This window comes from Burkholderia sola (genome assembly GCF_905400185.1).
In the GTDB taxonomy this organism is placed as follows: Bacteria; Pseudomonadota; Gammaproteobacteria; order Burkholderiales; family Burkholderiaceae; genus Burkholderia; species Burkholderia sola.
The window spans coordinates 1,481,406-1,503,709 of record NZ_FR989676.1; the positions used below are offsets into that span (position 1 = coordinate 1,481,406).

Here is a 22,304-nt window from a genome sequence, read left to right on the forward strand (position 1 = left end):
GGACCCGCCGTCGAACGACCCATACAAGGCGTGCCCATGAGCCAGACCGTTGTCGATTCCATTACCGACCATTCCGATCCTTCCTGTTGTGCTCCCCCTGACTTTCGCGCACGGCTCGTCGCACTGATCGCCGAGCTGCTCGACGAATCCGTCGACGAGATCGCGTCGCTCGACGACGACGAGGACCTGCTGAGTTGCGGCCTCGATTCGATCCGGCTGATGTATCTGCAAACGCGCGTGAACCGGCTCGGCCACGCGCTGACGTTCGACGCGCTCGCACGCACGCCGACGCTCGGTGCGTGGACTGCGTTGCTTACGAACGCGCCGCGTATCGCGCGGGCGGAAGCCGCCGCTGCTTCCGAAGCAGTCGACGTGCATGCGCCGTTCGAGTTGTCCGCGGTGCAGCAGGCGTACTGGCTCGGCCGCGGCGACGGCGAGGTGCTCGGCAACGTGAGCTGCCACGCGTTCCTCGAATTCCGCAGCCGCGCGATCGATCCCGTTCGTCTCGACATCGCGTGCCGGCGCGTGCGCGAGCGTCATCCGATGCTGCGCGCGCGTTTCGACGGCGGCCGCCAGCAGATCCTCGCCGAGTCGGACGCACCGGTGTTCGCGCACGCCGACTGGCGCGACCGGACGGCGGCCGATGCGGAAACCGAATGGGCGTCGCTGCGCGCGTTCCGCTCGCACGAATGTCTGGACGTCGAGCACGCGCAAGTGTTCATGATCGGGCTCGTGCAGATGCCCGGCGGCGAGGATCGCGTGTGGCTCAGCGTCGACCTGCTCGCGGCCGATGTCGACAGCGTGCGGCTGCTGATGCACGAGATCGGCGTCGCGTATGCCGAGCCGTCGGCGCTGCCCGCTGCGCCGTCGACGTGGTTCCCGGCCTGGCTCGCGCGTCGCGCGGCCGAAACGCGCGATGCGCGGGCCGCGGCGCGCGACGCATGGCACGCGCGGCTCGCGACGCTGCCGGAAGGGCCGGCGCTGCCGCTCGCCCGTGCGCCGGACACGATTCGCGCGCCGCGTTTCAGCCGCGTCTCGCATACGCTGAGCACGGACGAGCTCGCGCGTCTGCAGGCGCGCGCCGCGCAGCATGGCGTCACGCTGTCGTCGGTGTTCGGCGCGGCGTTCGCGGCCGTGCTCGCGCGCTGGAGCGGCCGGCACGCATTCCTGCTCAACGTGCCGCTGTTCGACCGGCACGGCGATGCGCCCGATCTGGGCCGCGTGATCGCCGATTTCACGACGCTGTTGCTCGTCGAATGCGACGTGCACGCCGATGCGAGCACGGCCGACGCGGTGCGCGCGTTCCAGCAGCGGCTGCACGGTGCGATCGCGCACGCCGCGTATCCGGCGCTCGACGTGCTGCGCGATGCGCGTCGGCACGGCACGCCGCGCGCGGCGCCGATCGTGTTTTCGTGCAATCTCGGCGACGAATCGTTCGTGCCCGATGCGTTCGCGCGGGTGTTCGGCGATCTGCACGACATGATTTCGCAGACGCCGCAGGTGTGGCTCGACCATCAGCTCTATCGCGTGCCGGGCGGCGCGCTGCTCGCGTGGGACAGCGTCGACGGCCTGTTCCCGGACGGGATGATCGACGCGATGTTCGGCGCGTATGTGGCGTTCGTGCAGGCGCTGTGCGATCGCGACTGGCGGCTGCCGATCGCGGTCGGGCTGCCGTCCGCGCAGCGGCGCGTGCGCGATGCGCTCAACGCGTTGCCGGCCCCTGGCCGCGTGCGCACGCTGCATCACGATTTCTTCGCGCTGGCCGCACGCGAGCCGGCTGCCGTCGCAGTGCGATGCGGCGACCGCACGATGACGCGCGGCGAACTGGCCGCGCAGGCGCTCGCGATCGCGGGCGGGTTGCAGGTGGCCGGGATCGGCCACGGCGATGCGGTCGAGATCAGCCTGCCGCGCGGGCCCGCGCAGGTCGCGGCCGTGTTCGGCGTGCTGGCGGCCGGCGCGTGCTACGTGCCGCTCGACATCGCGCAGCCGGTCGCGCGCAAGGCGTTGATCGAGCGTGCGGCGGGCGTGAAGGCCGTGATCGGCGACACCGCGTGCGCGGACGGGCCGCTGCCGCACGTCGGCGTCGCCGCGCTGCTGCGACATGCGCCGCTGGCCGCGCCGCTTGCAGTCGCGCCGCAGGCGACGGCCTACGTGATCTACACGTCCGGGTCGACGGGCGTGCCGAAGGGTGTCGAGATGACGCACGCGGCGGCGCTCAACACGATCGACGCGATCGATGCGCTGCTCGGCGTGCGCGCGGACGATCGGCTGCTCGCGGTGTCGGCGCTCGATTTCGATCTGTCGGTGTACGACCTGTTCGGCGCGCTGGGCGCCGGCGCGGAACTCGTGCTGCCGACGCAGGACGAAGCGCGCGATGCGGCGCGCTGGATCGACCTGATCGCGCAGCACCGCGTGACGCTGTGGAACTCGGCGCCCGCGCTGCTGGAAATGGCGCTCGCCGTGCCGGCGCCGCGCGACGCGTGCCGCAGCGTGCGCGCGGCGCTGCTGTCCGGCGACTGGATCGCGCTCGACCTGCCGGCGCGCCTGCGCGAGCGCTGCGGCGACGCGTGTGCGTTCCACGCGCTCGGCGGCGCGACCGAGGCCGGCATCTGGTCGAACGTGCAGACGGTGCGCGACGTGCCGCCGCACTGGCGTTCGATTCCGTATGGGCGGCCGTTGCCGGGGCAGGCGTATCGCGTCGTCGATGCCGACGGGCGCGATGCGCCCGATTACGTGCCGGGCGAATTGCTGATCGGCGGCGACAGTCTTGCGCGCGGCTACCGGAACGATCCCGAGCTGACCGCGCAGCGTTTCGTGCAGCACGCGTCGGGCCGCTGGTATCGCACCGGTGACCGCGGCCGCTACTGGCCGGACGGGACGCTCGAATTCCTCGGGCGCGAGGATCGGCAAGTGAAGGTGCGCGGGCACCGGATCGAACTCGGCGAGATCGAGGCGGCGCTGGCCGCGCATCCGCGGATCGACGGCGCGTGCGCGAGCGTCGTCCACGGCGAGGCCGCGCGCATCGTCGCGGCGTTCGTGCCGGCCGATTGCGCAGCATCGGACCCCGCGCCGTCGTCGCTCGCGGAAGCCGGCACGGCCGACACGATGCCGGCGGAAGCGGCCGTCGCGCATGCCGTTGCCGGCCGGTTGCGCGACGGCGACGCGGGCTTGCCGCCGTCGCTGCGTGCGCACTGGCGCGCGAAGGGCGACGCATCGATTGCCATCGACGATGCGCTCGATCGACTCGACTGGCAGGCCCCCGATCTCGACGACCTGACGGCAGCGCTGCGCGCGCTCGCCGCCGAGCCCGACACCGCCGCGCAGCGCGTGCCGCTGGACCCGTGCGTGGCGCCGCTCGCGTTCGCGACGCGTTTGCCCGACGGCGCGCGCGCACTGCACGAATTTGCGGGCGCGCTGGACGCACAGGCCGCGGCAAACGAACGCGCATTGCGCGTCGCGGTGCTCGACGTCCGCGCTGGGCAGCCGCTCGATGCCGGGCTCGGCGTGCTTGACGATCCACGCTTCGACGTGACGCTGTTCGACGTGTCGCCGGGCCTGCTGCACACCGCCCGGGCCCGCTTCGCCCGAACGATGCCGGCGCTTCAGCCGATGCAGGACGGCTTGCTGCCCGCACGCCATCTCGGCGCATTCGATTGCGTGATCAGTTTCGCGGCCGCGCATCTGCGCGACGATCCGCGCGACACGTTCCGGATCGCGGCTGCGCTGCTTGCGCCCGACGGCCGCCTGCTGCTCGCCGACGTGCTGCGCGATTCGCCGCTGCGCGAACTCGTCGCGAGCGTCGCGGGCGATGCGTCGCCGCCGCGGCCGTTCGCCGGCGATGCGCTCGCGGCAGCCGCCCACGCCTGCGGTTTCGCGCTCGATGCGCGGAGCTGGCGCTCGGCGGCGTTCGTCTGCATCGCGGCGCGCCGGGTCGGCGAGCCGATCGCACCGGCGGCCCTGGCCGACTGGCTGCGCGACCGGTTGCCCGACGCGATGCGCCCCGATGCGCTGTGGTGCGTGCCTCGCTGGCCGCTCAACGCGAACGGCAAGATCGACCGCCGCGCAGTCGGGGATGCGCTCGCGCGCGCACTCGGCGACGCACCGGCCGCGCACGACGCGTTCGTGCCGACCGACGAACGGCACGCGATATTGCTGGCCTGCTGGGAACAGGCGCTCGGCCGCGCGGCGAACGCGCGCGACGCGACGTTCTTCGCGCTCGGCGGCGACAGCCTGCTCGCGACGCGCCTGCTTGCGCAACTGCGCGAGCGGCTCGGCGTGCGGATCGGGATGGCCGCGTTCTACCGGCAGCCGACGCTGGCCGGTCTCGCGGCGCAGCTCGACGAACTGACGTCGGCGGTGCCCGCCGACAGCGACGCATCGGTCGCGACGATCGAGGAGGGCGTGCTGTGAGCTTCGACGACGTGCTCGATCTCTGCCGCGAACGGCAGATCGAACTATGGTGCGACGACGGCGGCCAGTTGCGCTATCGCGCACCGGCCGGCGCGCTCGATGCGGATCTCGCCGCGCGCATCAAGGCCGAACGCGACGCGTTCGTCCGCTTCCTTCAGGACGGCGCATGGCGCAGCGATCCGGCGCGCCAGTACGAACGGTTCGCCCTGACGCCGGTGCAGGCCGCGTATGTGCTGGGCCGCCACGCATCGTTCGAGTTCGGCGGCAGCGCATGCCATCTATACGTCGAATACGACGAACCGAAGGATCTCGACTGCGTGCGCTTCGAAGCCGCTTGGAATGCATGCGTCGCGCGCCATCCGATGCTGCGCGCGATCGTCGAGGACAACGCATGGCAGCGCGTGCTGCCCGACGTGCCGTGGCAGCCGCTCACCGTGCACGACCTGCGCGACGCCGACGCGAACGCATTCGACGCACACCTGAACCGCGTGCGCGAGCGCCTCGATCATGCGGTGCATGCACTCGACCGCTGGCCGGTGCTGCAGCCGGAAGTGAGCGTCGGGCCGGACGTCGCGGTGCTGCACCTGTCCGTGGATTTCACGCTGATCGACTACGCGAGCCTGCAATTGCTGCTCGCCGAATGGCGGCGTCGTTACGACGATCCGCAATGGCGGCCCGCGCCGCTCGACGCGACGTTTCGCGACTATGTGATGCATGAAGCACAGGCCGGCACGCGGGCCGACCATGCGCGCGACAAGGCGTGGTGGCTCGCTCGCATCGACGCGCTGCCCGCGCGGCCCGATTTGCCGGTCGTGCCCGTGCTGCACACCGGCGCGCCGCCGCGCTTCACGCATCGGCATGCGCGGCTCGATCGCACGCAATGGGCCGCGCTGAGCGGCCATGCGAGCCGTTTCGGGCTGAGCGCGGCGAGCGTCGCGCTGGCCGCGTTCGCCGAGATCGTCGGCCGCTGGAGCCAGGCGCCGGCGTTCTGCCTGAACCTGACGGTGCTGAACCGTCCGCCCGTGCATCCGCGCATCGATGCGGTGCTCGGCGATTTCACCGCACTGAGTCTGCTCGCCGTCGATGCGACGCACGGGCGCGATTTCGTCGAGCGCGCCCGCACGATCGGCGCGCGGATGTTCGACGATCTCGACCATCGCGCGTTCACCGGCGTCGACGTGATGCGCGAACTCGCGCGGCGGCGCGGCAAGGAGGCGGCGCTGATGCCGGTGGTGTTCACGAGCGGGATCGGCAGCGTCGGGCGCCTGCTCGGCGAGCAGGCGACTCGCGCCGAACCGCCGCGCTACATGATCAGCCAGACGCCGCAGGTATGGCTCGACTGCCAGGTGACCGACCAGTTCGGCGGGCTGGAAATCGGCTGGGACGTACGCGACGACCTGTTTCCGGACGGCATGCCGGCCGCGATGTTCGATGCGTATGTCGCGCTGCTGGGCCGGCTGGCCGACGATGCCGCATGGTGGTCGCGTGCGGGCGACATCGTGCTGCCGTCCGCTGCGCCGGTCGCCGACGTGCATCCGGATGCGGATACGCATATCGCGGCCGGTTTCGCCGCGCAGGCGTTGCGCACGCCCGATGCGCCGGTCGTGATCGACGCACAGGGGGCGCGCACGTATCGCGACGTCGCGCAACACGCGGCGGCGCTGCGTACGGCGCTGGAGCACGCAGGCGTCGGCGTGGGCGACACCGTCGCGGTGCTGATGCCGAAGTGCGCGCACCAGCTCGCGGCCGTGCTCGCGATCGTTCAGACGGGCGCCGCGTACGTGCCGGTCGACAGCCGCCAGCCGGCGCTGCGGCAGCAGGCCATTCTGCGCAATGCGCGGGTACGTGCGGTCGTCAGCGTGCAGGCGCTCGCATTCGAACACGATGGTTGCATGCGCATCGATATCGATGCGTTGCCGATCGATCCGCAATGGCCGCCGCGCGCCGCGTGCGACGTCGCCCGCGATGCGTTGGCCTACGTGATCTACACGTCGGGTTCCACCGGCGAGCCGAAGGGCGTGATGCTGAGCCACGCGGCGGTGTGCAACACGCTCGCCGACATCAGCGCGCGGCATGCGGTCGGCCCGGGCGACGTGGTGCTGGGCCTGGCCGAACTGAGCTTCGACCTGTCCGTCTACGACTGCTTCGGTGCAACCGCGCGCGGCGCATGCATCGTGCTGCCCGATCCGGCGCGCGGCAACGATCCGTCGCACTGGGCCGAACTGATGGCGCGCCATCGCGTGACGCTATGGAACTCGGTGCCCGCGCAGGGGCAAATGCTGATCGACTACCTCGAAGGCGAACCGGCGCTCGACGTGCCGGGCCCGCGCCGCGTGCTGTGGTCGGGCGACTGGATTCCGGTGACGCTGCCGGCCCGCTGGTGGCGCCGCTGGCCCGACAGCGCGCTGTTCAGCCTGGGCGGCGCGACCGAAGCGTCGATCTGGTCGATCGAGCATCCGATCTGCCCCGAAGACACGCAGCTCGCGAGCATTCCGTACGGCCGCGCGCTGACAGGGCAGACGATGGAGGTGCTCGACGCACTCGGTCGGCCGTGCCCGCCCGGCGTGCGCGGCGAGATCCATATCGGCGGCGTCGGGCTCGCAACGGGCTATGCGAACGATCCCGTGCGGACGGCCGAACGCTTCATCCGTCATCCGGACGGGCGCAGGCTTTATCGCACCGGCGATCTCGGGCGCGTGCGCGCCGACGGCTCGCTCGAATTCCTCGGGCGGCAGGACGATCAGGTGAAGATCCGCGGCTACCGGATCGAACTGGCCGAGATCGACGCGGCGCTGACCGCGCATCCGCTCGTCGGCGCGGCCGCGACGATCGTGCTGGGCGACGGCGCGGAGCGCCGGCTCGCGAGCTTCGTGTCGCTGCAGGGCGCGGAAGCGCCGCCGTCGGCGCAGGACGATGCGCTGCATGACGTAGCGACGCAGGTGCGTGCGGCATTCGACGCCGCGCATTGGCCCACGCAGGCGGACGTGTCGCGTTCGGTCGCGCAGCTCGAAACGGCATGCGTGGCGTCGCTCGCCGCGTGGATCGTGCCGGCCGGCGGCTTGACGACGGACGGCTCGACCGGTTTCGCGACGCTGTGCGAGCGGCTGCGCGTGCCGGCGGCGCGACGGTATCTGCTGCGCCACTGGCTCGCGATGCTGGTCGCGCATCGCGTCCTGGATGCGGACGCCGAAGACGGTTGGCGCATGCGGCCTGACGCGCACATCGTCGACGCGCTTGCCTGCTGGGACGCATTCGCGCAACACGCGTCGCCCGAGCTGTGGCCGGCCGTGCTCGTCGACTACTTCCGCGATAGCGCCGGATGTCTCGACGCGCAGATCGACGGCAGCGTATCGCCGGCCGGCCTGATGTTCCCGGAAGGTGCTCCGCATATCGCCGAAGCGATGTACAGCGACGGCGAACATGCCCGCGCGCTGCATCGCGGGATGGCGCAGGCCGTGCGCGCGGTGATCGAGCGCGAGCCGCAGCGCGCGTGGCGCATCCTCGAGATCGGTGCGGGCACGGCCGCCGCGACGCGGGCGATCGTCGACGCGCTCGCGCCGCTGGTCGAAGCCGGGACGCGCATCGATTACCTGTTCAGCGACGTGTCGAGCTACTTCCTCGCGGCCGCGCGCGAGCGTTTCGCCGCGTATCCGTGGATGCGCTTCGTGCGCTTCGACATGAACGCGCGCTGCGACGCGCAGGGCATTGCGCCGCATTCGGTCGACCTGACGATCAGCTCCGGCGCGCTGAACAATGCGCGCGATACGGTCGCGCTGATCGCCGGATTGCGCGCGCTATCGGCCGCCGATGCGTGGTGGGTGATCCAGGAGCTGACGGCCGAGCATCCGGAAATCAGCATCAGTCAGGCGCTGATGATGGAGACGCCGGACGACGCGCGGGCCGCATCGGCACGGTTGTTCGTGCCGCACGCGCAGTGGCTCGACTGGCTGCAGGCGGAAGCGGGCGATCGCGCGCTCGGGTGCGTCGCGCCCGACACGCCGCTCGCCGCGCTCGGCTACGACATCCTGCTGGCCCACGTGAAGCGCGGCGCGGCGCGCATCGCGCCGGATGCGCTGCTGGCGTTCGTCGCCGAGCGCGTGCCGGGCTACATGATGCCGTCGCAACTGCGCGTGCTCGAACGTTTGCCGGTGACCGCGAACGGCAAGATCGACCGCCGTATGCTGGCTGGCATCGCCGATATCCGCGAGCCGGCGCCGCCGGTGGTCCGACCGGTGGCGACGCCGGCCGCCGATCCGCTGCTGGCGCGACTGATCGGCTTGTGGGAAACCGTGCTCGATACGCGCGACGTCTCGCCGGATCAGGACTTCTTCGCCGCGGGCGGCGATTCGCTGTTGATCGCGCAGCTCGTGTCGCGGCTGCGCGGCGAGGAACCGCTCGCACATGCGCATCCGTTCGACCGGCTGCTGCGCTGGGTGCTCGCGCAGCCGACGCCGGCCGCGTTCGCGCAATGCCTGCGCGACGCAGGCGAACAGCCGGCGAGCGCGCCGCCGACGGCCGCGCCGGCCGCGTTGCGCACACCGCGTGCATCGACGGTCGTCCACGCGCCGGCGCCGCGCGTGCGCGCCGGCGTGCGGCCGATTCCGCTCGCGCCGGGCGACGGCGTGCCGCGCGTGATCGTGCACGAAGGGCTCGGCACCGTGCATGCGTATCGTCCGGTGCTTCCCGCGCTCGCGCGGCTCGGCCCGGTGCTCGGCTTCGCGGTGCGCGACGCGCAGGACTATCTCGACCTGCCGGCGCGGCACCTGAACGCGACGCTCGGCCGGCGTTATGCGGAGGCGCTGTGGCGCAGCGGCGCGCGCGAGGTCGACGTGCTCGGCTATTGCTCGGGCGGGCTGGTCGCGCTGGAAATGGCGAAGTCGCTGGTGCAGCTCGGCGTCGCGGTGCGCACGCTCGACATCGTGTCGAGCTACCGGATTCCTTACCTGATCGAGGACGAACGGCTCGTGCTGTTCAACTTCGCGGCGACGCTCGGACTGCCGCTCGACGCGCTCGGTTTTCCGGAGACGTACGTGCTGGCCGACGCGCTCGCCGACGCGTTGAAGGCGGCCCCCGCGCGGCTCGCGCCCGGCAGCTTGCAGGCGCAGCTCGAAATCTTCGGCGATCGCTGCGAGCCGCTCGACGTGCTGCGCGACCGTGTGTTGCGCGCGGGGGCCGGCCTGTCGATGCAGGACGCGCTCGCACATCCGCTGCTCGACGAGCGCGAGCGGCTCTACCGGCTCTTCATGCATTCGGTGCAGGCGTGCCATTGGGCCGGCGATGCGCCGTATGCGGGCGCGTTGCGGCTGTTCGTGCCGGAGCGCTGCAACCCGCTGATTCCGCAGCAGCGCGCGGCGCTCACCGACTACTGGACGGCGCAGGCGCTCGGCGGCATCACCGCCGTCGATATCCCCGGCGGTCATTTCGACTGCCTGAACGCCGCGTTCGTCGATACCCGCCTGAAGGAGGCACGATGAAGGTCCATCCGCTGCCGGTCGTCGTGGCCGGCTCCCGTTTCGGTCAGTTCTATGCGGCGGGCCTCGCGGCGTCCGGTTCGTATCGCGTCGCCGGCATCCTCGGGCAGGGCAGCACGCGCACGGCGGCGTTGGCCGCGCGCGTCGGCGCGCCGGTGTTCGATTGCGTCGACGCGTTGCCGGACGACGTACGCGTCGCCTGCGTCGCCGTCGGCGGCGCGGCGCGTGGCGAGCAGGGCGCAGCGCTCGCGTGCCGGCTGCTCGAACGCGGGATCGACGTCGTGATCGAGCATCCGCTGCTGCCCGACGAATGGGACAGCGTGTTGCGCACCGCGTCGCGCGAGGGGCGCCGCTGCCTGCTCAACAGCTTCTATCCGAACCTGCCGGTCGTCGCGCGCTTCATCGCGGTCGCGCGACGGCTGCGCGAGACGAGCGCGCCGGTGCATGCGGATGTCGTGTGTTCGGTGCAGGCGAGCTACGCGGCGCTCGACGTGCTCGCGGCCGCGTTGCAGGGCGTCGGGCCGTGGTCGGTCGAACCGATCGGGCCGGCGCTGTCGTCGATGCGCGAATGCGCGATGGTGCTCGCCGAAACGCCGGTGTCGCTGCGCGTGCACAACGAGATGGCGGCGGCCGACGACGGCCGGATGAGCCTGCTGTTCGGCATCACGCTGACGACCGACGCCGGCACGTGGACGCTCGCGTCGCCGCACGGCCCGCTGTGGTGGGCGCCCGCGCTGCGCGAGCCGGCGATGGATGAAAACGGCCTGTTCCCGATTTTCGGCGAGCCGGCCGGCGATGCCATGCCGAGCATCCAGATCTGCGACGACGCACAGGACACGTGGGGCGACATTCATGCGCGCTGCTGGCCGCAGGCGGCCGTGCGCGCGGTCGACCGGATCGTGGCCGGCGACGGGCTGCACGCGTGCAACCAGCGCAGCATCGACGTGGCGCGCGTCTGGCAGCAGTTGACCGCGCAGCTCGGTTTTCCGGAGCAGCCGCCGGGCGATGCGCGCGCCGCGACGCTCGGCATGCTGCTGGAGCGTGCCGCATGAAGGGGGCGTTGTTTGCAATGTTGCGGCCGTTCGCGGTGCCGCTCGTCACGGCGGTGGCGTTGCAGGCGTTGGCCGGCGTCGCGTCGCTCGTGCCCTGGCTTGCGCTCGCGCATCTCGCCGACGCATGGCGCGCGACGGCGCAGCTCGACGCGGCGGCGCGCGGCTGGCTCGTCGCGGCCGCGGCGGCCGGCGCGTGCTGGCTGGGCGGCCAGACGGTCGCGCTGCACCTGACGCACCGCGTCGACGCCGATCTCGGCGACCGCTTGCGCAAGCGCCTCGCCGATCATCTGCAGCGTTTGCCGCTCGGCTGGTTCGCGCGCGCGGGCAGCGACCGCGTCGCGCGCCATGTCGACCAGGACGTGCGCGCGCTGCACCAGCTCGTCGCGCATGCACCGGCCGATCTCACGCAGCTCGTCGTGGTGCCGTGCGCGGCGCTCGCGTGCCTGCTTTACCTGAATCCGGCGCTGCTCGCGTTCGCGCTCGTGCCGCTCGTCGCCGGTGCGGCGCTGTTCCGCTGGATGCGGTCGGCCCGATTCGCGCCGGGCTTCGCGGCGCGCAACGCGGCGCTCGAACGGCTGATGGGCGACTACGCGCAGCTCGCGCAGAATCCGGCGCTCGTGCGGCAATATCCGGGCGCCGGCATCGAGGCGGCCGCGCTGGCGTCGGCCGGGAATTTCTCGCACGCGTTCTCGGCGTGGGTCGGCCGCATCGGCGGCCTCGGCGCCTGCACGCAGGTGCTGCTCGGCACGCCGTTCCTGCTCGCGTGGGTCGTGTCCGGCGCGACGTGGCTGACGGCCGGGCAGTTGCCGGTCGGCACGCTGTGCGCGTTCGCGCTGCTGATCTGGGCGGTCGCGGCGCCGGTGCGCGCGCTCGGTCACGGCGCCGATGCGTTGCGCGAGGCACGCGCGGCCGCCGCGCGGCTCGATGCGTTGCTCGCGCAGCCGGGCTTGCAGGAACCCGTCGACGGCGCGGCACAGGCGCCGCGCGATGCATCGATCGAACTGCGCGGCGTGCAGGTCGACATCGACGGCGAGCCGATCCTGCGCGACATCGACGCGACGATCGCGGCCGGCACGACCACCGCGATCGTCGGGCCGTCGGGCGCGGGCAAGAGCACGCTGCTGATGCTGCTCGCGCGCTTCATGGATCCGGATCGCGGCACGGTGCGGCTCGGCGGCGCCGATCTGCGGCTGCTCGCGTCGGCAACGCGCCGCGAACAGATCGCGATGGTGTTCCAGCAGGCGACCGCGCTCGACGATGTGTCGATTGCCGCGAACATCGCGCTGTACCGCCCCGATGCCGATCGCGACGCGATTTGCGCCGCCGCGCGCGCGGCCTGTCTCGACGCACGCATCGACGCATTGCCGGGCGGCTACGACTGCGTGTGCGGTCGCGACGTGCGGCTGTCCGGCGGCGAACTGCAGCGGCTGTCGATTGCACGTGCGCTGCTGTCGCGCGCGCCGGTGCTGCTGCTCGACGAACCGGCGTCGGCGCTCGATCCGCAAACCGGGCGCGCATTGCGCAACGCATTGCGCGCCGACATGCGAACGCGCGTGATCGTCAGTCACGATCTCGACGCGATCCGGCATGCGGACCAGATTCTCGTGATGGCACGCGGCCGCATCGTCGAGCGCGGCACGCATGCGGCGCTGCTGGCCGCGCACGGGCTGTATGCGCGGCTCTGGCGCGAACGCGACGCAGCAGGCGGGGAGGCCGCATGATGACGCAATCGCTCAAACTCAAACGTTTGCAGTGCCTGCCGCGCGACACGCGCCGCGCGCTATGGCGCGGCGTGAGTTGGGCCGTGGCCGCCGCGTTGCTTGACGGCGCGTGCGGGCTGCTGCTCGTGCCGCTGATCCGCGCCTGGTTCGCCGGCGCGCAGGCTGCCGCGCTGCACTGGACGGCCGTGCTAGGCGCGCTGACGCTGGGCCATGCGCTCGTGCTTTACGTCGCGCAACTTCGCGGTTATCGCGCGGGCGGTGCGCTGGCCGTCGGTCTCGTCGAACGCCTCGTGCAACACCTGCCGCGCATCGCATCGTGGCAGGCCGTGCGCGACAGTCATCCGGCCGGGTTGCTGCGCGGGCCGGTGATGCAGGCGATGGGCATTCCCGCGCACCTGCTCGGCCCGTTGATCGGCGCGGTCGTCACGCCGCTCGCGGTGGTCGCGGGGCTCGCATGGATCGACTGGCGCATCGCGTTGTGTCTCGCGGCGGCGGCCGTGCTGCTGTTCGCGCTGCTGGAGCGCGGCGGTGCGCGCACGCTCACGTTCGAACAGGCGCGCGCCGCCGGCGATCGCGACATGGCCGTGCAGCTTCAGACCTTCGCCGCGCATCAGGGGTTGCTGCGCTTCGCGGGCCGCGAAGGCGATGCGCGCGCGGCGCTGCAGCGCGCGTTCGACGAACAGCATCGTCGCACGCGGGCGCTGATGCGGCGCTCGCTGCCGATCGCGCTCGGGTTCGCGGGCGCGGTGCAGGGCGTGTTCGTCGCGATGCTGCTCGGCGGCGCATGGACGGTCGCGGCTGGCCGGCTCGACGCGGCGACGGCCGTGGCGGTACTCGTGCTGCTCGTGCGCTTCATCGAGCCGCTCGCGCAACTCACGCAGCTCGACCAGGCGTTGCGCGGCGGCTGGCGCGCGCTCGACACGGTGCTCGCCGTGCTGCACGCGCCGCGTTTCGACAGCCCCGAGCGCGGCACGCCGGTACACGATGCGAGCGTCGACGCGGTACGCGTCGGCTATCGATCGGCCAGCGGCGCGACGCTGCTCGACGGGATCGACCTGCATTGCCCAGCGGGCGGCTTCGTCGCGATCGTCGGCCCCACGGGGGCGGGCAAGAGCACGCTGCTCGGCCTGCTCGCGCGACTCGACGATCCGTGCGCGGGGCGCGTGCTGCTCGGCCGTGCCGACGCGCGGCACCTGAGCGAGGCGACGCTTGCCGCGACGCGCAACCTCGTGTTCCAGGACAACGGGCTGTTTCGCGGCAGCCTCGCGTGGAACGTGCGGATGGGGCGACCCGACGCGACCGATGCCGAATTGCGCGCCGCGCTGGATGCCGTTGGTCTGCTGCACGACGCCGAGCGCCTGCCGGACGGCCTCGACACCGACGTGGGGCCGGGCGGCCAGTTGCTGTCGGGCGGGCAGCGCCAGCGGGCGTGCCTGGCGCGTGCGCTGCTGGCGCGGGCGCCGGTGCTGATGTTCGACGAACCGACCGCGAGCCTCGACGAGCTGAGCGCGCGGCGCGTGCGCGATGCCCTCGTCGCGCTGCGCGGGCAACGCACGCGCATCGTCGTCACGCACCAGCCGGCGCTCGCGGCGGTCGCCGACACGATCGTCGTACTCGATGCGGGCCGTGTGCGGGCGACCGGCACGCATGCCCATCTGATCGAGACCGATGCGTGGTACGCGACGTTCGCTCGCGCCGGGCGGCCGCCCGACGGGGCGTTGCCCGCCGGCCGGGACGCGGAAACCCGGCCGGCCGAATCCGAGTACTGACGTGAACAATGCGGGCCGCCGTGCCCGGAATCGATAGGAAAAGCCCGTCGATCGAAAATTCGCCCGCCGATTCCAATTGATAATGAGAATGATTATCAAATACGGGGGCGGGAATGCGGTACGCGGTACGAGAACCAGAGAGATCGATGATGAGGGGCGCACGCGTCGTCCGTTTCGGGCGCTGGCGTCCGTCGCTGTATCTCGGCCTGCTGATTGCCGCGCATCCGGCGGCGGCGTTCGCCGATGCGGCGCGGGCGGGCGGCGCGGAAGTCCGGAAGGAAGAGGCGGCCGCCGCGCAGCCTGCCGAAGGCGAGTTGAAGGCGATTGCGGTGAATGCGTCGCGGGGTGTGGCCGACGATCCGTCGGTGGCGACGGTCGGCAAGATGCCGCTCGCGCTGCGCGAGATTCCGCAGTCGGTCAGCGTGACGACGCGCGAGCGGATCGACCAGCAGAACCTGTTCTCGCTCGACGAGGTGATGCAGCAGTCGGCCGGCGTGACCGTGCAGCCTTACGTGCTGCTCACCACCGCGTACTTCGTGCGCGGCTTCAAGGTCGATTCGTTCGAGTTCGACGGCGTGCCGGTCGTGATCGGCGACATGGCGAGCGCGCCGCAGGACATCTCGGTGTACGAACGCGTGGAAATCCTGCGCGGTGCGAACGGGCTGCTGCACGGCTCGGGCAATCCGGCCGCGACCGTCAACCTCGTGCGCAAGCGTCCGCAATACCAGTTCTCCGCGCATGCGACCGCAAGCGTGGGCAGCTGGGACCGCTATCGCGCGGAAGCCGACATCGGCGGCCCGCTCAATGCGGCCGGCACGGTGCGCAGCCGGCTCGTCGCCGCGTACGAGGATCGCCACTTCTTCTACGACCATGCGAAGCAGGACACGCGTTCGATCTACGGCGTCACGGAAGTCGACGTGACGCGCGACACGCTGCTCACGTTCGGCGCGCAGTACCAGACGACGTCGTCGGTGCCCGACATGTCCGGCGTGCCGATGGCGCGCGACGGATCGAGCCTCGGCCTGTCGCGCTCGACGTTCCTCGACACCGCGTGGGGCCGTTTCAACTGGGATACGACGCGCGCGTTCGCATCGGTCGAGCAGAAGCTCGGCGCCGGCTGGAAGGCGAAGGTCAGCGGCGAATACCAGAGCGTGCGCTCGGACCTGAAGTACGCGGGTTCGTTCGGCGCGATCGATCCGGCGACGGGCGCCGGCGGCCGACTGACCGGCGCCGCGTATCAGTTCAGCAGCTACAGCCGCAGCGTCGATGCGAACGTGCAGGGTCCGGTGCATGCGTTCGGGCTCACGCACGACCTGCTGTTCGGTCTCACCTACGCGAACAGCAGCAGCGGACAGCTGACCGCGCCGCTGCTCGGCGACGTGGCCGGCACGCCGGTGAACGTGTACCGCTGGAACCCGAGCAGCGTGCCCGAGCCCGGCGTCGGGCCGTACCAGCAGTCGCAGCAGAACGACATTTCGCAGAAGGGCGTATACGGGCTCGGCCGCATCAAGCTTGCGGAGCCGCTGACGCTCGTGCTCGGCGGCCGGATGAGCTGGTGGAACCAGGACAGCCTCGGCGCGCACTACAACACCGGCCACCAGTTCACGCCGTACGGCGGGCTGATCTGGGATTTCGCGCGCGACTGGTCGTGGTACGCGAGCTATGCGGAGGTGTTCCAGCCGCAGACCAAGTCGATGTGGGGCGGCGGCATCCTGACGCCGGTGAAGGGGCGCACCTATGAAACCGGCGTGAAGGGCGAACTGGCGGGCGGCAAGCTGAACGTGTCGCTCGCGGCGTTTCGCATCGATCTCGACAACAACCCGCAGGTCGATCTCGCGCATCCGTGCGCGGGGCCGAACTGCTACTACGTGAACGGCGGCAGCGTGCGCAGCCAGGGCTTCGAGTTCGAGGCGAACGGCCGCGTCACGCCGTGGTGGAGCGTGTGGGCGAGCTACACGTACGACACGATGCGTTATGCGGACAATCTCGCGAACGCGGGCACGTTCGCGCCGCTGCTGAACCCGCGCCACCTGTTCCGGCTGTGGACCAACTACGACCTGCCGTGGCAGGCGCGGCGCTGGAGCATCGGCGGCGGCGTGCAGGTGCAGAGCAGCTACTCGGCGCAGGCGAACGGCGTCACGATGACTCAGGGCGGCTACGCGCTCGCGAGCGTGCGGCTCGGCTACCGCTACGACAAGCACTGGAGCGCCGCGCTCAACGTCAACAACCTGTTCGACCGCCATTACTACCTGAGCCTGGGCCAGCCGGGCTGGAACAACCGTTACGGGGAACCGCGCAACGTGATGCTGACCGTGCGCGGCCAATTCTGATGGCGTCCGGCTGGGGTGCGCGAGCGGCGATCGCGATCGGCGGCGTGCTGCCGGGTGCGGTCGCGCTCGCGATCACGCTGGCCCGTCATTACCCGGCCGACGGCCTGAACCGGCTCTATGCGGCCGTGCTGCTGACGCTCGCGGCGAGTGTCGCCGTGTTGCTGTGGGTGCTCGTCGCGCCTGGCCGTCGGCAGGCCGCCTGGCGCGCGGGTGCGTGGCTCGCGGTGCTCGTGCCGTGCGCGATGTTGTGGGGAGGGCGCTGACATGGACGCATCGTCGCGTTCGCGCTGGCGCGCGCTGCATCGCGGCGCCGGCGCGCTGTTCGGCGTGGTGCTGTTCGTCGTGCTGTTCAGCGGCGCGTGGAGTCTCGCGTTCGATTCGATGCAGGGCTGGTGGCGGCCGCCGGCGCTCGCCGTCGCGCGACCGACGTTGCCGCTCGATGCGCTCGTCGCGCGTGCGGCGTCGCTCGGGGTCGCGTTGCGCGATGCGCGCATCGTGCTGCCGAGGCCGGACGATCCGGCCATCCGTTTCTGCGATGCGCGCCAGACCTGCACGCTCGCGCTCGATCCGGCGACCGGCGCGCCGCTGCCCGATGCCGCGCGGGCGACGTCGATCGTCACGCTGCACAAGACGTTGTTCGCCGGCTTCCCCGGGCGCATCTTCGTCAGCCTGTGGGGCATCGTGCTGCTCGTGCTCATCGTCGCGGGCGTCGTCGTGCATCGCAAGCGCTGGCCCGACGCAGCGCGCATCCGGCGCGGCCACGGCTTGCGCATCGCGCTGTTCGACCTGCACGCGTGGATCGGCCTGTGGGGTACGCCGTGGCTCGTGCTGTTCGCGTTCACCGGCGCGTTGTCGGGGCTCGGTGCGCTCGGCACGGTGGCGCTCGCGGGCGTCGCGTATCCGGGGCAACCGCAGCGTGCGTTCGCCGAACTGCTCGGCGGGTCGCTGCCCGTCGAGGCCGGCGGTCCGTGGCGGCATGCGCCCGATCTCGATGCACTGCTGCGGCGCGATGCGGCGCGCAGGCCGGATTTCCGGCCCGAAGCCGTCGCGTTGCAGCGCTGGGGCGACGTGAACGCGCGCGTCGAGATTGCCGGCACGACCGCGGGCCTGCCGAGCACGGCCGTGTTCGAACGCCACCTGTATCGCGCGGCGGACGGGCAATGGCTCGCCGATGCGACGTCGCGCGGCCGCGGCTTCTGGCTGCGCGCGTTCATCGCGGTGCAGCCGCTGCATTTCGCGCAATACGGCTGGGTTGGCGCGGCCGGCGGCGTGCTGCGCGTGCTGCATTTCCTGATGGGGCTCGCCGCCTGTGCGTTGTGCGCGACGGGGCTGCATCTGTGGATCGAGCGGCGGCGCGCGCAGCGCGATCGTGCGGCGGACCTGCTGGCCGCCGCCGCGGTCGGCGTGTGCGGCGGGCTCGTGCTCGCGGGCGGCGTGCTGCTGTTCGCCGGTCGTGCGTTGCCCGATGGCGTGCACGTCGACCATGCGCTCGCGCTGCTGTTCTGGGTCGTGTGGGGCGGCGCGATTGCGCTCGCCGCCTGTGTCGCCGATCGCGCGGCATGGCTGCGCGTGCTGATGCGTGCGGCCGGCGTCGCGTACGCGCTGGCCGGCGCGACCCATTGCGCGATCGCGCTGCTGGGCGCGGGCAGACCCGTGTACTGGCCGATCGACGCGGCGCTCGTCGCCTTCGGCGCGTTGCTGCTGCGGGCAGCGCGCCGTCCGCGGCGCGACGCGATGCTGGCCGCGCGCGTGCCGGCCTGCGCCGAACCTTTTTAACCTCATTCAACTGGAGACTTCGATGCGCGATCTGTTCGAACATCGCCGCCTGGTCGTCACGATCACGCTGCTTTACCTGTCACAGGGCATCCCGATCGGCATCGCGATGGACGCGATGCCGACGCTGCTGCGCCACGACGGCGCGCCGCTTCATGCGCTCGCGTTCCTGCCGCTCGTCGGGTTGCCGTGGGTCGTGAAATTCCTGTGGGCGCCCGTCGTCGACAATCGCTGGTCGCCCCGCATCGGCCGGCGGCGCAGCTGGATGCTGCCGATGCAGACGATCGTCGTGCTGTGTCTCGTCTGCCTCGCGCAGATCGGGATGACGGTCGCGACGGCGAGCTGGGCGGTCGGGCTGCTGGCCGTCGCGTCGCTCGCGAGCGCGACGCAGGACATCGCGAACGACGGGATGGCCGCCGAGCATTTCAGCGGCGACACGCTCGCGAAGATCAACGCGATCCAGATCGCGGGCGTGATGATCGGCTTCTTCGGCGGCGGCGCCGGCACGTTGACGCTGATCGGCATGTTCGGCCAGCCCACCGCGTTTCTTGCGCTGGCGGCCGTGCCGCTCGCGAGCCTCGTCTGCGTGCTGGGGGTGTTGCCGCGCGACGCGGATCGCGCGCGCGCCCGGCCCGAACATGAGGCGAGCCTCGTGCGTTTCGCGAAGCGGCCGCGTTCGTGGTCGCTGCTGTCGCTCGCGCTGCTGTCGGCGATGACCGCCGTATCGGGCTTCGGCCTGTCGAAGCTGTTCCTCAACGACGCGGGCTGGTCGCTCGATGCGATCGGCACGCTCGGGATGGCGGGCGGCGTCGTGACGGTCGTGCTCGGGTGCGGCGGCGGCGCGTGGCTCGTGAGGGCGCTCGGCCTGTGGCGCGCGTTTACGGCCGGCGTGAGCTGCGCGGGCGCGGCGGCGCTGCTGTGGTTCGCGCAGGCGAGCGGGTGGCTGCCGGTGTCGCCGTCGTGGGCGTGGCTGTGCACGGTGCTCGGCTCGCTGGCGACCGGCATCACGTCGGTGTCGATCATGACGGCCGGCATGCGCTTCGCGGGCGGCAGCGATCAGGCCGGCACCGACGTGACGGCCGTGCAGAGCACGCGCGATCTCGGCGAGCTGATTGCGTCGTCGACGATTCTGTCGCTGACCGCGAAGGTGGGTTATACCGGCGGGTTTCTCACGGGCGTCGCGCTCGCGGTGCTGGCGGCGCTGATCGCGATGACGCTGCGGCGGCGCGAGGCGGCGTATGCGGTGAAGGGGGACGATGCGCTGGTGTCGTGATGGTTGCGCGGCCGGCGCGCGGTGCGTGGTGCGGGCCGCGCGTCGCGCCGAACCGCGTCGCATCATGCACGGTTCACGCGCCGCTCAAGCACGGCTCAACCGCCGCGCGGCCAGCAATGCGACGGCGAGCAGCACCGCGACATACGCGGCGACGCTCGTCCACGCGCCGCGTTGCCAGAATGTGCCGCCGACCGAGCCGAGCACGCTCGACCCGACATAGTAGGCGAGCAGATACAGCGACGCCGCATGCCCTTTCGCGGCGCCCGCGAGCGCGCCGACCCAGCCGCTCGCGACCGAGTGCGCGACGAAGAAGCCGATCGTCACGAGCACGATGCCGACGACGATCGCGACGAGCGAGTGCGACAGCGTCAGCGCGAGGCCCGCCGCGAACACGACGATGCCGCTGACGAGGACCGGCGCCCGCCCGAGACGATCGGCGAGCGCGCCGGCGCTCGACGACGACACCATCCCGAACAGATAGGCCCCGAAGATCAGCCCGCAGGCGGTCGGGCTCAGGTCGAACGGCGCCGCCATGAGCCGGAACCCGGCGTAGTTGTAGATCGTCACGAACGCGCCCATCACGAGGAAGCCGATCGCGAACACGAACGGCAGGCGTGCGTGACGCAATTGCGCGTGCCACAGCCGCAGGTGGTGACGCAGCGTCAGGTCGGTGCGCTTCACGAAGCGTCGCGACGCCGGCAGCAGCATCACGAACGCGAGCGCCGCGAGCAGATCGACGACGCCGATCGACAGCATCGCCGTGCGCCACGAGAAGTGCTCCTCGAGCGCGCTCATCCCGATCCGTCCGATCATGCCGCCGAACGCGGTGCCGCCGACATAGAGCCCCATCGAGAAGCCGAGCCCGTCCGCGGCGATTTCTTCCGCGAGATAGGCCATCGCCACCGCCGGCACGCCGCCCAGCGCGAAGCCTTCGAGCGCACGGCAGACGAGCAGCAGGTGCCAGTTCGGCGACAGCGCGGCGAGCAGATTGAACAGCGCGGCCAGCGTCATCGACACGAACATCAGCCCGCGCCGCCCGACCCGTTCGGATAGCGCGCCGGCGCACAGGATCGACACCGCGAGCATCCCGGTCGACAGCGATAGCGACAGCGAACTCGACGCCGCACCGACGTTGAATTCGCGGGCGAACGCGGGAAGCAGCGGCTGCACGCAGTACAGCAGCGAGAAGGTAGAAAAGCCGGCGAGGAACAGCGCGAACGCGATGCGCTTGTACGCGGCCGAGCGCGGGGACACGCCGGCCGGCAGCGCATCGGGCGCGGACGGTTGCGTACCGGGCATGGAGCGGGAAATCGAAGCGGAGGACATGAGGGCACTCGATGTGCGACGGAATACACGAATTCTTGCGCACGGTCATGTATATGTCCAATATATGAAATGAACCGCAGTAATATGTTTTAACACTGGCTCACGCGCCAACCCGACTCACCCCGCGAGGTCACGTCACGCATGGAACTCCGGCATCTCCGCTACTTTCTGGCCGTCGCGGCCGCATCGAATTTCACGAAGGCCGCCGAAACGCTCGGCATCGGCCAGCCGCCATTGAGCCAGCAGATCAAGGCGCTGGAGAACGAGCTCGGCGTGGAGCTGTTCAAGCGGACCGCGCGCGGCGCCGAGCTGACGCTGGCGGGCGAGGTTTTCGCGGAAGAGGCGCGACGCGTGCTCGACGATGCCGAGCGCGCGGCACGGGCGGCGAGACGCGCCGCGCGCGGGGAAACCGGCCATTTGCGGGTTGGCTTCACCGGGACGGCCGCGTTCAATCCGAAGGTGTCGGATCTGATTCGCCGCTTTCGCGAGGCGTTTCCGGATGCGGAACTGACGTTGCAGGAAGCGACGTCGGGTGTGCTGCTGGAGGCGCTGGAGGCCGGGCGCCTCGACGTCGCGATCGTGCGGCCCGAGCGCCGCGTGGCCGCGACGCTGCGGGTAGCCGACTGGGACGAGGAGCCGATGTTCGTCGCGCTGCCCGTCGCGCATCGGCTGGCGCAGCGCCGGCGCATCGAGCTGGCGGAGCTGGCCGACGAGTCGTTCGTGCAGGTGCCGCGCGCGGCCGGCGGCGCGCTGTTCGACGATATCGTCGCCGCGTGCAAGGCCGCCGGGTTCGAGCCGCGCATGGCGCAACCGGCGCCGCAGATCGCGTCCGCGGTGACGCTGGTGGCGGCGGGCCTCGGCGTGTCGGTCGTGCCGAAGGCAATTACGCAGGTGCAGGTTCCCGGGGTCGTATACCGGCCGTTCGCGGGCAATCGGTTTCGCGCGAGGCTGGCCATTGCGTCGCGCTGCGACGAGCCGTCCGCGGTGGTGCGGAATTTTCTGCTGCTCGCGTAGCGGGCAACAAAAAACCCGCGAAGCCATCTGCTGTCGCGGGTTTCTGAAATGCGGGAATGCGAGGAAAGCGCATCTGGTGCCGACGGCGAGACTCGAACTCGCACAGCTTTCGCCACTACCCCCTCAAGATAGCGTGTCTACCAATTTCACCACGTCGGCACTGCA

General features: G+C 71.3%; 11 protein-coding genes and 1 tRNA gene. 10 read left to right on the forward strand and 2 right to left on the reverse strand.

The window, feature by feature from the left end:
• Positions 1-36: 36 nt before the first annotated feature.
• The 9 genes from KR541_RS23170 (at position 37) to KR541_RS23210 (ending at position 19,799) form a co-directional block, all read left to right on the forward strand.
• Positions 37-4,410 carry a non-ribosomal peptide synthetase gene (locus tag KR541_RS23170; protein ID WP_216089810.1) on the forward strand — a complete coding sequence of 1,458 codons (4,374 nt, stop codon included), beginning with the start codon at positions 37-39 and terminating at the stop codon, positions 4,408-4,410.
• Positions 4,407-9,884 (forward strand): non-ribosomal peptide synthetase, encoded by a 5,478-nt coding sequence (locus KR541_RS23175; RefSeq protein WP_216089811.1) that lies wholly within the window; start codon positions 4,407-4,409, stop codon positions 9,882-9,884. The genes KR541_RS23170 and KR541_RS23175 overlap by 4 nt, the downstream gene beginning before the upstream one ends.
• The gene (locus KR541_RS23180; RefSeq protein ID WP_216089812.1) at positions 9,881-10,933 is read left to right on the forward strand and encodes a Gfo/Idh/MocA family oxidoreductase; all 1,053 of its coding nucleotides are present in this window, start codon (positions 9,881-9,883) and stop codon (positions 10,931-10,933) included. Before KR541_RS23175 ends, KR541_RS23180 begins: the two co-directional genes overlap by 4 nt.
• Entirely contained in the window at positions 10,930-12,654 is a 1,725-nt protein-coding gene (locus tag KR541_RS23185; RefSeq protein WP_216089813.1) for an ABC transporter ATP-binding protein, read from the forward strand. Before KR541_RS23180 ends, KR541_RS23185 begins: the two co-directional genes overlap by 4 nt.
• Positions 12,651-14,423, forward strand: coding sequence for an ABC transporter ATP-binding protein (locus KR541_RS23190; RefSeq protein ID WP_089489605.1), 1,773 nt, complete (start codon positions 12,651-12,653; stop codon positions 14,421-14,423). Before KR541_RS23185 ends, KR541_RS23190 begins: the two co-directional genes overlap by 4 nt.
• A 146-nt stretch (positions 14,424-14,569) precedes the next feature.
• Entirely contained in the window at positions 14,570-16,753 is a 2,184-nt protein-coding gene (locus KR541_RS23195; RefSeq protein WP_252996674.1) for a TonB-dependent siderophore receptor, read from the forward strand.
• The gene (locus KR541_RS23200; RefSeq protein ID WP_124594972.1) at positions 16,753-17,016 is read left to right on the forward strand and encodes a hypothetical protein; all 264 of its coding nucleotides are present in this window, start codon (positions 16,753-16,755) and stop codon (positions 17,014-17,016) included. The genes KR541_RS23195 and KR541_RS23200 overlap by 1 nt, the downstream gene beginning before the upstream one ends.
• A gap of 1 nt (position 17,017) precedes the next feature.
• Positions 17,018-18,529, forward strand: a complete 1,512-nt coding sequence (locus tag KR541_RS23205) for a PepSY-associated TM helix domain-containing protein (protein ID WP_050012369.1) — start codon at positions 17,018-17,020, stop codon at positions 18,527-18,529.
• Positions 18,530-18,551: 22 nt separating this feature from the next.
• Positions 18,552-19,799, forward strand: coding sequence for a RhtX/FptX family siderophore transporter (locus tag KR541_RS23210; protein ID WP_050012370.1), 1,248 nt, complete (start codon positions 18,552-18,554; stop codon positions 19,797-19,799).
• An 84-nt stretch (positions 19,800-19,883) separates the two neighbouring features.
• Here KR541_RS23210 and KR541_RS23215 read toward each other — a convergent pair whose 3' ends face one another.
• Complete coding sequence (locus tag KR541_RS23215) at positions 19,884-21,125, reverse strand: MFS transporter (RefSeq protein ID WP_216089815.1); 1,242 nt, start codon at positions 21,123-21,125, stop codon at positions 19,884-19,886.
• Between the two features lie 141 nt (positions 21,126-21,266).
• Here KR541_RS23215 and KR541_RS23220 point away from each other — a divergent pair, with 141 nt between their 5' ends.
• Positions 21,267-22,139, forward strand: coding sequence for a LysR family transcriptional regulator (locus KR541_RS23220; RefSeq protein WP_050012372.1), 873 nt, complete (start codon positions 21,267-21,269; stop codon positions 22,137-22,139).
• A 74-nt stretch (positions 22,140-22,213) separates the two neighbouring features.
• Here the strand turns inward: KR541_RS23220 and KR541_RS23225 are convergent.
• Positions 22,214-22,298 (reverse strand) — tRNA-Leu (locus tag KR541_RS23225).
• Positions 22,299-22,304 lie beyond the last annotated feature (6 nt).